At 64.8% G+C, this 12970-nt stretch carries 10 protein-coding genes; all 10 read left to right on the forward strand.

Features of this window, described 5'->3' with window-relative positions:
* Positions 1-6: 6 nt before the first annotated feature.
* On the forward strand, positions 7-1125 hold the full coding sequence (gene murG, locus H4I97_RS05225; RefSeq protein ID WP_182306865.1) for an undecaprenyldiphospho-muramoylpentapeptide beta-N-acetylglucosaminyltransferase: 1119 nt from the start codon (positions 7-9) through the stop codon (positions 1123-1125).
* A complete protein-coding gene (gene murC, locus H4I97_RS05230; protein ID WP_182306866.1) occupies positions 1122-2537 on the forward strand; it encodes a UDP-N-acetylmuramate--L-alanine ligase in 1416 nt (471 codons plus the stop codon). The genes murG and murC overlap by 4 nt, the downstream gene beginning before the upstream one ends.
* Positions 2534-3508 carry a UDP-N-acetylmuramate dehydrogenase gene (gene murB / locus H4I97_RS05235; protein WP_182306867.1) on the forward strand — a complete coding sequence of 325 codons (975 nt, stop codon included), beginning with the start codon at positions 2534-2536 and terminating at the stop codon, positions 3506-3508. The genes murC and murB overlap by 4 nt, the downstream gene beginning before the upstream one ends.
* A gap of 358 nt (positions 3509-3866) precedes the next feature.
* The gene (locus H4I97_RS05240; RefSeq protein WP_182306868.1) at positions 3867-4793 is read left to right on the forward strand and encodes a D-alanine--D-alanine ligase; all 927 of its coding nucleotides are present in this window, start codon (positions 3867-3869) and stop codon (positions 4791-4793) included.
* Positions 4781-5707, forward strand: a complete 927-nt coding sequence (locus H4I97_RS05245) for a cell division protein FtsQ/DivIB (protein ID WP_378143603.1) — start codon at positions 4781-4783, stop codon at positions 5705-5707. The genes H4I97_RS05240 and H4I97_RS05245 overlap by 13 nt, the downstream gene beginning before the upstream one ends.
* Positions 5704-7035 (forward strand): cell division protein FtsA, encoded by a 1332-nt coding sequence (gene ftsA, locus H4I97_RS05250; protein ID WP_182306870.1) that lies wholly within the window; start codon positions 5704-5706, stop codon positions 7033-7035. The genes H4I97_RS05245 and ftsA overlap by 4 nt, the downstream gene beginning before the upstream one ends.
* A 92-nt stretch (positions 7036-7127) precedes the next feature.
* Complete coding sequence (gene ftsZ / locus H4I97_RS05255) at positions 7128-8861, forward strand: cell division protein FtsZ (protein WP_182306871.1); 1734 nt, start codon at positions 7128-7130, stop codon at positions 8859-8861.
* 281 nt (positions 8862-9142) lie between these two features.
* Positions 9143-10099: a UDP-3-O-acyl-N-acetylglucosamine deacetylase gene (gene lpxC / locus H4I97_RS05260; protein ID WP_182306872.1), complete on the forward strand. Its 957-nt coding sequence runs from the start codon at positions 9143-9145 to the stop codon at positions 10097-10099.
* 302 nt (positions 10100-10401) lie between these two features.
* Complete coding sequence (locus H4I97_RS05265) at positions 10402-11211, forward strand: outer membrane protein assembly factor BamD (protein WP_378144401.1); 810 nt, start codon at positions 10402-10404, stop codon at positions 11209-11211.
* A gap of 35 nt (positions 11212-11246) precedes the next feature.
* The gene (recN, locus tag H4I97_RS05270; protein ID WP_182306874.1) at positions 11247-12920 is read left to right on the forward strand and encodes a DNA repair protein RecN; all 1674 of its coding nucleotides are present in this window, start codon (positions 11247-11249) and stop codon (positions 12918-12920) included.
* Positions 12921-12970: the final 50 nt, after the last annotated feature.

Here is a 12970-nt window from a genome sequence, read left to right on the forward strand (position 1 = left end):
ATCGCAATGGCAAAAGGCCTCATTCTTCTCGCCGCCGGTGGAACCGGCGGGCACCTCTTTCCGGCCGAAGCGCTCAGCCACTCGCTGGTGGATCGCGGCTATACGGTCCATCTCGTGACCGACAACCGGGCCGAGCGCTATGCCGGCATGTTCCCCGCCGAGATCATCCACACCGTGCCGTCCGCCACGATCGGCTCGAAGAGCCCGGTCGCTGTCGCGCGGGCGCTGCTGACGCTTTGGCGCGGATATCGTGCCGCGCGGCGGCTGATCCGCGAGCTGAAGCCGCTCGCCGTCATCGGTTTCGGCGGCTATCCGACCCTGCCGCCGGTGATGGCGGCCGTCCGTCTCGGCGTGCCGACCGCGGTCCACGAACAGAATGCCGTAATGGGCCGCGCCAACAAGGTACTCGCAAGCCGGGTGACTGCGATCGCCGGCGGCTTCCTGCCGGAAGGCGGCGCATACTCGGAAAAGACCACCGTTACTGGAAATCCGGTGCGGCCGGCGGTCGTCGCCGCGTCGAACGTCCCCTATGCGGCCTCACGGGAAGGCCAGCCCTTCCGCCTCGTCGTCTTCGGCGGTAGCCAGGGTGCGCAGTTCTTCTCCTCCGCAGTGCCGGACGCCGTAGCACTCCTCGAAGAGCCCCTGCGGCACCGGCTGACCGTGACCCAGCAGGCGCGGCCGGAGGATGCCGAGCAGGTGACGGCGCGTTACCGCGCGCTTGGCATCACCGCGGACGTCTCGCCCTTCTTCACCGATATGGCGGCCCGCATTGCTGCCGCCCATCTCGTCGTCTGCCGTTCCGGCGCCTCGACGGTTTCGGAACTCTCGATCATCGGTCGTCCCTCGATCCTCGTGCCTTATCCTTACGCACTCGACCACGATCAGTCGGCAAATGCCGCAGCACTCGCGGCGAATGGCGGTGCCGAAGTCATCCAGCAGAAGGACCTCTCCGTCGAGCGGCTCGCCGGTCTTCTGAGGGCCGCGATGAGCGAACCGGAGCGCCTTTCCGAAACGGCTGCGGCCGCCCGCAGATCTGGCATGCCTGATGCATCGAACTTGCTTGCCGATCTCGTAGAGGCTATTGCCGGCGGTAAGCGAGCGCATGTGAAGGGAGCCAAATCATGAAAATGCCGACGACAATCGGCCTGGTCCATTTCATTGGCATCGGTGGGATCGGCATGAGCGGTATCGCCGAGGTGCTGCACAATCTCGGCCATCGCGTGCAGGGGTCCGACCAGAGCGACGGAGCCAATGTCCAGCGCCTGCGGGCCAAGGGCATCGAGGTGTTCGTCGGCCACAAGGCGGAAAACCTCGGCGATGCGGAAGTCGTGGTCGTCTCGACGGCGATCAAGAAGGACAATCCGGAACTGGTCGCGGCGCGCGAAAAGCTGCTGCCGGTCGTGCGCCGCGCAGAAATGCTCGCCGAACTCATGCGCTTCCGCAACGCGATCGCCATCGGTGGCACCCACGGCAAGACGACGACGACCTCGATGGTCGGCGCGCTGCTGGAAGCGGGCGGTCTCGATCCGACCGTCATCAACGGCGGCATCATCAACGCGTACGGCACCAATGCCCGCATGGGCGAGGGCGAGTGGATGGTGGTCGAGGCCGACGAATCGGACGGCACCTTCCTGAAGCTGCCGGCGGAAGTGGCGATCGTCACCAATATTGATCCCGAGCACCTCGACCACTACGGCAATTTCGACGCGGTGCGGGCGGCCTTCCGCCAGTTCGTGGAGAACGTGCCCTTCTACGGCTTCGGCGTAATGTGCCTCGATCATCCGGAAGTGCAGGCGCTCGTCGGCAAGATCGAGGATCGCAAGGTCATCACCTACGGCGCGAACCCGCAGGCCGATGTCCGCTTCTCCAACGTCCGGCTCGAGGGAACGCACTCGACCTTCGACGTCGAGATCCGCCGGCGGCGCACGGGCCGCGTCTTCTCCTTCAAGGACCTGACGCTGCCGATGCCCGGCCGTCACAACATTTCGAACGCCTGCGCGGCGATCGCCGTCGCCAACCGGCTCGACATTCCCGAAGAGGCGATTCGCAAGGGACTTTCGGGCTTTTCGGGCGTCAAGCGGCGCTTCACGCTGACTGGCACCTGGAACGGCGTTTCGGTCTTCGACGACTACGGCCATCACCCGGTCGAGATCAAGGCCGCGCTGAAGGCGGCGCGCGAGGCGTGCAGCGGGCGGGTCATTGCGATCCACCAGCCCCATCGCTATACCCGTCTTTCGAGCCTCTTCGAGGATTTCGCCAACTGCTTCAACGATGCCGACTGCATCATGCTGGCGCCGGTCTATGCGGCGGGCGAGGACCCGATCGAAGGGGTGAACGCCGAGGCGCTGGTCTCTCGCATCAAGGCGAGTGGGCACCGTGACGCGCGCTATCTGCCGGGACCGGAAGATCTCGCGCCGATCGTCGCCGAACTGGCCAAACCCGGTGATTTCGTCGTGCTCCTCGGAGCCGGCAACATTACCCAGTGGGCTGCCGCCCTGCCCAGGGAACTGGAAGCGATTTCGGAAGGTCGGAAATGAAACAGGTCGATGGAGAAAAGCTGCTGGCCTCGCTCGGGGACGGCGTCAATCAACTGCGCGGGCGTCTGACGCCGGATGCGCCGATGGACCGGGTTACGTGGTTCCAGGCCGGCGGGCTCGCCGAACTCATGTTCCATCCGCACGACCTCGACGATCTCGTCACCTTCCTGAAGCTGCTGCCGGAAGAGGTACCGCTCACCGTGGTCGGCGTCGGCTCCAACCTGCTCGTGCGCGACGGCGGCATACCGGGCGTCGTGATGAGGCTCTCCGCCAAGGGCTTCGGGCAGGTGGAGCTTGCCGGCGAGAACCGCATCCGCGCCGGTGCCATTACCCCGGACAAGCACCTCGCCGCCATGGCGATGGACCACAATATCGGCGGCTTCCACTTCTATTACGGCATTCCGGGAAGCATCGGCGGTGCGCTGCGCATGAATGCCGGCGCCAACGGCGGCGATACCTCCCAGCGCCTGGTCGAGGTCGAGGCAGTCGATCGCAAGGGCAACGTCCATGTGCTTTCCGCGGACGAGATGGGCTACAGCTACCGGCATTCGACGGCGCCCGCCGACCTGATCTTCACCAGTGCGGTGTTCGAAGGCTATCCCGAGGACAAGGCGAAAATCCGCGCCGACATGGACGCCGTGCGCCATCACCGCGAGACCGTGCAGCCGATCAAGGAGAAGACCGGCGGCTCGACCTTCAAGAATCCGGAAGGCCATTCGGCCTGGGAACTCATCGACGAGGCGGGTTGCCGCGGGCTGATGATCGGCGGCGCGCAGATGTCGTCGCTCCACTGCAACTTCATGATCAATATCGGCCACGCGACCGGCTACGACCTCGAATATCTCGGCGAGACCGTGCGCCAGCGGGTGTTCGAGAACTCCGGCATCAAGCTGCAATGGGAGATCAAGCGGCTCGGCATCTTCATGCCGGGACGCGAGATCAAGCCGTTCATGGGTGTTACCGAAGAATAAGCACCCGCGCGGGTGCCGGGGCGGCGACCGTCCTCACGGGAATCATCGAAGACGGGCGGCGATTCCGCCCGTCTTGTCGTTTCTTCCCTTCTTTTCACCGGCTGTGCGGCTTCCGCCGCCGGTGGCCGGCCCCACCGCCGGGGTCCGGAAAAATTCCGAAAATCAAAATATATTTCAATTAATTAGTTCGGATATCCGTCATCCGGTGTGCGAAAAAAATCCGTGTCCGGCACGCGTCGGTTAACGAAAGTAAACACTTCATTAACCTTAATGTCGTTCTACTCGGACAACGGGTCATGTCTCGGCCAGATGGCGGCGGACCTCAGCAATGTTCGGTCTTTCGGAGCCGGGGGCGTAAATGAGTGGCAAGCATGTAGCCGTCCTGATGGGTGGTCTTTCTTCGGAGCGGCCGGTGAGCCTGTCTTCCGGGAATGCATGCGCCGAGGCACTGGAAGGCGAGGGCTACCGCGTCACCAAGGTCGACGTCGGTCGCGATGTCGGTCAGGTGCTTGCGGAGTTGCGGCCGGACGTCGCCTTCAACGCGCTCCACGGCCCCTTCGGTGAGGATGGCACCATCCAGGGCGTCCTCGAATACCTGCAGATACCGTATACCCATTCCGGCGTGCTCGCTTCGGCACTCGCCATGGACAAGGGGCAGGCGAAGATCGTGGCGGCGAACGCCGGCATCCCGGTTGCAGAGGCGCGGGTGATGTCGCGCTTCGACATCGGCCCGGAGCATCCGATCAAGCCGCCTTACGTCGTCAAGCCGGTGCGCGAGGGCTCGAGCTTCGGCGTCGTCATCGTCAAGGAGGATCAGTCCCATCCGCCGCAGGTCCTGACGTCCGCGGAATGGCGCTATGGCGACCGGGTCATGGTCGAGCACTATGTGGCCGGCCGCGAGCTGACCTGCGGTGTCATGGGAGACCGGGCGCTCGGCGTCACCGAGATCGTCCCGCAGGGACACAGCTTCTACGATTACGATTCCAAGTATGTCGCCGGTGGCTCCCGGCATGTCTTGCCTGCTGAAATTTCACCGAAAATTTACCAAAAAATACAAGAATTGGCCCTGAAGGCGCATCAGGCGATCGGCTGTCGTGGCGTGAGTCGGTCGGATTTCCGTTACGACGACCGGTTTTCCGAAGACGGTGAGCTCATCTGGCTGGAGATCAATACCCAGCCCGGCATGACCCCGACCTCGCTGGTTCCTGAGATGGCCGCTCACGCCGGTTTCGGCTTTGGTGAATTCGTTCGTTGGATGGTGGAGGAAGCATCGTGCTTGCGCTAGGCGGCAGAAAGCATAAGTCCCGGGCCGGGATTTCGGCTGCGTCGCCGGCCGGCGAGGCGGTGGTGCTTCCGCGCCCGCTGCGCCGCGTCACGCGCTTTGCGCTCGGGCTCTGCTCCGGCCGGATCGGCATCCCGCAATATGTCGGACGGCTCTCCTTCGTCGGCTATTGCTCCTTCGTCGGTCTCTACGGCGTCGTCGCGGGCGGGCACGGGGCGCAGGTCGCGCAGTCGCTGACCTCTTTCGCCGGTTTTGCCATCGAGGATGTGAAGGTCGCCGGCAACGAGCAGACCTCGGAAATCGACATCCTGCAGCTTCTCGGGCTCGATGGCACGACGTCGCTCATCTCGCTCGACATTAATGCGGCGCGCGACCAGCTTTCCAGGCTTCCCTGGGTCGAAAGTGCCGAGGTCCGCAAGGTCTATCCCTCGACGATCGAGGTCGCGCTGCATGAGCGCAAGGCCTACGGCATCTGGCAGCACGGCACGGAGCTTTCGCTGATCGAGAGCAACGGCAGCGTCATCGGTCCGCTGCGCGACAACAAGTTCGCGACGCTGCCGCTCTTTGTCGGTCGCGACGCGGAAACGGCGGCGGCTTCCGTCGAGCAGGAATTTGCCAAGTGGCCGCAGATCTCCGGCCGTGTGAAGGCCTTCGTCCGCGTTGCAAGCCGCCGGTGGGACATCCATCTCGACAACGGCGTGGTGGTGAAGCTTCCCGAAGAAAATCTCGATCACGCGCTGGCGCTGCTTTCGAAGCTCGATGCCGAGCAGCAGGTACTGGCGCGCGACATTGCCGCAATCGACCTGCGGCTTTCCGATCGTACAGCGATCCAGCTGACACCCGAAGCGCAGGCGCGTCGTCAGGTGGTCCTGGAACAGCGGCACAAGGCCCTCAAGAAGGCGGAGCAGAGCATATGAGCCTTTTCGGTAGCTCCAATTTCGGTCTGCCGCGCCTGAAGCCCCTTTCGGCGAAGCGGTCGCACGTCGTGTCGGTCCTCGACATCGGCTCGACCAAGGTCGTCTGCATGATCGGCCGGCTGACGCCGCGCAAGGAAAGCTCGGTGCTGCCGGGGCGCACCCACAATGTCGAGATCATCGGCATCGGCCACCAGCGCTCCCGCGGTGTGAAGTGCGGCGTGATCGCCGATCTCGATGCCGTCGAGAGTGTCGTCCGGCTTGCCGTCGATGCGGCCGAGCGCATGGCCGGTCTCACCGTCGAGAGCCTGATCGTCAACGTTTCGGCCGGACGGCTCGCGAGCGACGTCTATACGGCGACCATCGACCTCGGTGGCCAGGAAGTCGAATCGAGCGACCTGAAGAAGGTTCTCGTCGCCGCCGGCCAGCAGTCGCAGCGTCACGACCGCATCGTCCTGCACTCGCTGCCGACGGGCTTCTCGCTGGACGGCGAGCGCGGCATCCGCGATCCGCTCGGCATGTACGGCGACGAGCTCGGCGTCGACATGCACGTCGTCACCGCGGAACGGCCGGCGCTACGCAATCTCGAACTCTGCATCAACCGTGCGCACCTTTCGGTGGAAGGCGTCGTCGCAACCCCCTATGCCAGCGGGCTCGCCGCTCTCGTCGACGACGAGGTCGAGCTCGGCTGCGCGGCGATCGACATGGGCGGCGGCATGACCACCATTTCGGTCTTCGCCGAAGGCAAGCTCATCCATACCGATGCGATCGCGATCGGCGGCCATCACGTCACCACCGACCTCGCACGCGGTCTGTCGACCCGCATCGAGGACGCCGAACGCCTGAAAGTCGTCCATGGTTCGGCGCTTGCGAACAGCGCCGATGAGCGCGACGTGATCTCCGTTCCGCCGATCGGCGAGGACGATCGCGACCAGCCGACCCAGGTGCCGCGTTCGCTGGTGACGCGAATCATCCGCGCACGCATCGAGGAAATTCTCGAAATGCTGCGCGACCGCATTCAGCAGTCCGGTTTCAGCCCGATCGTCGGCAAGCGCGTCGTGCTGACCGGTGGTGCCAGCCAGCTGACCGGCCTTCCGGAAGCCGCCCGCCGCGTGCTCGCACGCAATGTGCGGATCGGCCGACCGATGGGGGTCGCCGGCCTGCCGGTGGCGGCCAAGGGGCCGGCATTTTCGACTGCGGTCGGTCTGATGATCTACCCGCAGGTCGCGGACCAGGAGACGCATGCAGGGCAGGGCGGGTTGTTCTCGCCCTTCAGCAACGGGAACAGCCGGATCGCCCGTGTCGGGCAATGGCTGAAAGAGAGTTTTTGAGTTTCTGCCTCGCCGTGGCGGCGCAAGGCAAGAAGAGTTGAAAAGATCAGGCCGGCGTGGCGATGCGGCCGGAGAAAGAAGGAACGGGTAACATGACCATTAAGCTGCAGAAGCCAGACATTACCGAGCTGAAGCCTCGGATCACGGTATTCGGGGTCGGTGGCGGTGGCGGCAACGCCGTCAACAACATGATCACCGCCGGCCTCCAGGGCGTCGACTTCGTCGTCGCCAATACCGACGCGCAGGCGCTGACGATGACCAAGGCGGAGCGGATCATCCAGCTCGGCGCCAATGTCACCGAAGGTCTCGGCGCCGGCTCGCAGCCGGAAGTCGGTCGTGCAGCCGCCGAGGAATGCATCGACGAGATCATCGATCACCTGAACGGCACCCACATGTGCTTCGTCACCGCCGGCATGGGCGGCGGCACCGGCACGGGTGCGGCTCCGGTCGTCGCCCAGGCTGCCCGCAACAAGGGTATCCTCACCGTCGGTGTCGTCACCAAGCCCTTCCATTTCGAAGGTCAGCGCCGCATGCGCCTTGCGGAATCCGGTATCGAGGAACTGCAGAAGTCCGTCGATACCCTGATCGTCATCCCGAACCAGAACCTCTTCCGCATCGCCAACGACAAGACCACCTTCGCCGACGCCTTCGCGATGGCCGACCAGGTGCTCTACTCCGGCGTGGCATGCATCACCGACCTGATGGTCAAGGAAGGCCTGATCAACCTCGACTTCGCCGACGTCCGCTCGGTGATGCGCGAGATGGGTCGCGCGATGATGGGTACCGGCGAAGCTTCCGGCCCGGGCCGCGCGATGCAGGCTGCGGAAGCGGCAATCGCCAACCCGCTGCTCGACGAGACCTCGATGAAGGGTGCTCAAGGGTTGTTGATCTCGATCACGGGTGGCCGCGACCTCACGCTCTTCGAAGTCGACGAAGCCGCGACCCGCATCCGCGAGGAAGTCGATCCGGACGCCAACATCATCCTCGGCGCGACTTTCGATGAAGCGCTCGAAGGCCTGATCCGGGTGTCGGTCGTCGCAACCGGCATCGACCGGACCGCCGGCGCCATGGCTCAGAAGACCTACGAAGCGCCTGCCGCACGGCCGATCATGCGCCCGGCCGCAGCCGTTACCGCTGCTCCGGCTCCGGTCCAGCAGGTGGCCGCGCCGGCCCCGAAGGCCGCCGACCCGGTTGCCGACACCATCCGTTCCGCCGAAGCGGAAATGGAGCGTGAACTCGAGATCGCCATGGCCCGTCAGATGGCTCCGGCTCCGGCCGCCGCTCCTGCCCAGCCGGAATTCCGTCCGCAGAGCAAGCTCTTCACCGCGCCGGCCGCCGCTGCTCCGCAGCAGCCCGGCGTTCGCGAACCGGTTGCCGCCCCGGCCCCGGTCATGAGCCGTCCGGCTGCTCCGGTTCAGCCCGCTCCGGCCCGTGTCGAGCCGGTAGCCCAGCCGGTCCGTCAGACGGTCGAGCCGGTCCGCATGCCGAAGGTTGAGGACTTCCCGCCGGTCGTCCGTGCCGAGATGGATCACCGCGCGAATGCCGCTCCGGCCCCGCAGGATGAGCGCGGCCCGATGGGCCTCCTCAAGCGGATCACCAGCTCGCTCGGCCGCCATCACGAGGAAGAGTCGGTCAACGCCGACATGACGGCCTCCGCTCCGGCCGCCGCCTCGCAGCAGCGCCGCACGCTCTCCCCGGAAGCGAGCCTCTATGCGCCGCGCCGCGGCCAGCTCGACGACCAGGGCCGCACGGTGCCGCAGACGCGGGTCGCCCATGAGGACGACCAGCTCGAAATCCCGGCCTTCCTGCGTCGCCAGTCGAACTGAGGCGCAAAGACGAACGGATTTGGCGCCCGGGTCGCAAGGCCCGGGCGCCTCTGTTTACTGCACCTGCGAAGGGGCGGTGATTGTGTAACGGTTCCAACCGGTTGCCTTCGTTACAATGCGAAAGAAACAGTGATTTGTGCTATCGGGGCACGCTCCATATGTATGGGGTCGGGACAGGGCTGGATTCGGTGATCATTCCGATGTCATGGCCCCATACGATTGAGCGGCAGGCGCATTCGCCAGGCGAAAGGCGCTGCCGCGGCAGATAAAGGCACTCTTCTATGGCAATCGGATTGCTGGGTTTTCAGACCACCATCGCGGCACCGGTCACGCTGACCGGGATCGGCGTGCATTCGGGGACGCCAGTAACCATCAGCTTCCTCCCGGCCGAAGCCGGCACGGGTATCGTTTTCCATCGTCAGCATGGGAACGGAACGGTGACGGAACTGCGGGCGGTTTCCTCGCAGGTCGGCAATACCGATCTCTGCACCGTGCTCGGGACTTCGGCGGCCAGCTCGATCGCGACGGTCGAGCACGTGATGGCGGCGATCTATGCGCTCGGCATCGACAATCTGGTCATCGAGGTCGACGGGGCGGAAATGCCGATCATGGACGGCAGCTCGGCGCCGTTCATCGAGGCGATCGACCAGGTCGGCATCAAGAATCTCGGCGTGAAGCGCCGCTATATCCGCGTCACCAAGCCTGTGCGCATCGAATCGGGGGCATCCTGGGCCGAGTTCCGTCCGCATGACGGCACCCGTTTCGAAGTGGAGATCGATTTCGACAGCCCGCTGATCGGTCGCCAGATATGGCAGGGCGAGATGACGGCCGCGGCCTTCCGCAACGAGTTGTCGCGCGCCCGCACCTTCGGCTTCATGCGCGATGTCGAGCGGCTCTGGGCCGCCGGCTTTGCACTCGGTTCGTCGCTCGAGAATTCGGTCGTCATTTCCGACGACAATACCGTCATCAACATGGAAGGCCTGCGTTACGCCGGTGACGAGTTCGTTCGTCACAAGACGCTCGACGCCGTGGGCGACCTCGCCATGGCCGGTGCGCAGTTCATCGGCTGCTATCGTTCGTATCGCGGTGGCCACAAGCTGAACGCCAATGCGCTCAAGGCCCTGCTCGATGACCGCAGCGCCTACGAGGTCGTGGAAGCGCCGGTGCGCAGCCAGCAGGTCCGAGCGCGCGAATTCGTGGCCGTCAACGTTCCGGAATTTGCGCCATGGTCCGCCTGACCTCGGCAAGATGATGCGAAAGGCCGCCCGTCGAGGCGGCTTTTCTTTTTTCGAAGACGCCGAAGAGACGAACTGCGGAGGGACGCCTGTGTGCGATCGTCCAAATTCGGGATTTCCTTTGCGGCTTGCCACAAAATTGCGTCAAATCACCATCATTGCGTTGCTCTCCTCACGCTTTTATGGCTAGAAACGCCAGTTGGAAGCGGCGGTATTCACGCGGCGCTGCAATCGGGAACTGTCGAATGAGTGAAGTCAAGTCGGGAATGCTTAGAAACGCCGCTCGGGTTGCCAGCGTGTTCTTGATGATGACGGCGACCGGTTCCCTGCTGGCGTCGTGCCAGTCGGACCCCGACATCGACATTACCAAGCTCGCCGCCGAGAGTGAACCGGCGGAAGTGCTGTACAATCAGGGGCTTGCCAACATCAAGGCCGGTAACATGACCGAGGCCGGGCGCAAGTTCGACGCTGTCGACCGCCAGCACCCCTTCTCGGAATGGTCGCAGAAGGCGCTGGTGATGAGCACCTTCGTCAAGTACCGGCTGGGGCGCTATACGGAAGCGACCGCGACGGGCAGGCGCTACCTGAGCCTCTACCCGCGTGCGGACGACTCGGCCTATGTGCAGTATCTCGTCGGCCTTTCCTACTGGAAGCAGATCAGCAATGTGACGCAGGACCAGAAGGCATCGAACCAGACGATCGAAGCCATGCAGAAGGTGGTCGACCAGTATCCGGACTCCGAATATGTCGACGACGCGCAGGCGAAAATCCGTTTTGCGCGCGACCAGCTGGCCGGCAAGGAAATGCAGATCGGCCGCTACTATCAGGAACGTAAGGAATACCTCGCGGCGATCTCGCGCTTCCGTGTCGTCGTCGAGAAGTATCCGACGACGAATCAGGTCGAGGAGGCGCTTGCCCGCCTCGTGGAAGCTTATTACGCCCTCGGCGTCGTCGAGGAGGCGCAGACCGCTGCGGCTGTTCTCGGGCACAACTACCCCGACAGCCAGTGGTATGCCGACTCCTACAAGCTCCTGAAGACCGGTGGTCTGGAGCCGCGTGAGAATGCCGGCTCCTGGATTTCCCGTGCCGGCAAGAAGCTCCTGATCGGGAGCTGATCGTCAGTCTCAAACCAGGCGAGATCTGAAAGCCCATGCTGGTCCAGCTATCGATCCGCGATATCGTTCTGATCGAGCGGCTCGACCTTGCCTTCGAGGCGGGGCTCTCGGTGCTGACCGGCGAGACCGGCGCCGGCAAGTCGATCCTGCTCGACAGCCTGTCGCTGGCGCTCGGTGGGCGCGGCGACGGCTCTCTCGTCCGCCACGGTGAGGACAAAGGCCAGGTGACGGCCGTGTTCGATGTGGCCGACGCCCATCCGGTCCGCCTGCTGCTGCGGGAAAACAGCGTTGACGAGGACGGTGACCTCATCTTCCGGCGGGTGCAATCGGCGGACGGCCGTACCCGCGCCTTCGTCAACGACCAGCCGGTGAGCGTGCAGCTGATGCGCCAGGCAGGCCAGTTGCTCGTCGAAATCCACGGCCAGCACGACGACCGTGCGCTCGTAGACACCAATGCGCACCGCACGCTTCTCGATGCTTTCGCCGGGCTGACGGACGAGGTGGCGGAACTCTCGGAGACCTACCGCCGCTGGAAGGATGCCGACCGGCAGCTGAAGGCCCACCGTGCGCGGGTCGAGGCAGCGGCGCGCGAAGCGGAATACCTGCGTGCCTCCGTCGAGGAACTGGAGATCCTCTCGCCGCGAGACGGCGAGGAGGACGAACTCGCCGACCGCCGCTCGCAGATGCAGAAGGCGGAGCGTATCGCCGGCGATATCGCCGAAGCCTCCGAGTTCCTGAACGGCAACAGTTCCCCCGTGCCGATGATCGCCTCGCTGATGCGGCGCCTGGAGCGCAAGAGCCACGAGGCTCCCGGCCTTCTCGAAGACACGGTGCAGCTTCTCGACGCGGCGCTCGACACCCTCTCCAACGCCCAGATGGAAGTCGAGGCAGCGTTGCGCCGAACGGAATTCGACCCGCGCGAACTGGAGCGGGTGGAGGAGCGCCTGTTTGCTCTGAGGGCGGCGGGACGAAAGTATTCCGTGCCGGTCACCGAGCTGCCGGCGCTCGCCGAGCGGATGGTCGCCGAGCTTGCCGACCTCGATGCGGGTGAGGAGCGCCTCGGGCAGATGGAGACCGCCGTCGCCGAGGCCAAGGCCGCCTACGACCACCGGGCTGCCGCACTTTCCTCGAAGCGGGCGAATGGGGCAACGGCGCTTTCCGAGGCCGTGATGGCGGAGCTGCCGGCTCTGAAACTCGAGCGTGCCCGTTTCATGGTCGAGGTGATGTCCGATCCGGAGGCTGCGACGGCCGAGGGCATCGATACCGTTGAATTCCACGTCCAGACCAATCCGGGCACCCGGCCGGGGCCGATCATGAAGGTTGCCTCGGGCGGCGAACTCTCGCGCTTCCTGCTGGCGCTCAAGGTCGCGCTCGCCGACCGCGGTTCTGCGCCGACGCTCGTTTTCGACGAAATCGACACCGGCGTGGGCGGTGCCGTGGCGGATGCGATCGGCCAGCGGCTGAAGCGGCTCTCCGACAAGGTCCAGGTGCTTTCCGTCACCCACGCGCCGCAGGTGGCCGCCCGTGCCGCGACTCATCTGCTGATCTCCAAGGGTCCGGCCGGCGACGCCGGCGACAAGATCGCGACCAGGGTCGCGACGATGGAACCCGATCACCGCCTCGAGGAAATCGCGCGCATGCTTGCCGGCGCCTCGGTGACCGACGAGGCACGAGCGGCGGCTGCACGGCTTCTCGCCGGCGAAAACTGACGACAAGCCCCTTTCGCTACGGACGGCGATTGCATTCCCGCTACAAACCT

It is taken from the genome of Ciceribacter thiooxidans, assembly GCF_014126615.1.
Lineage (GTDB): Bacteria > Pseudomonadota > Alphaproteobacteria > Rhizobiales > Rhizobiaceae > Allorhizobium > Allorhizobium thiooxidans.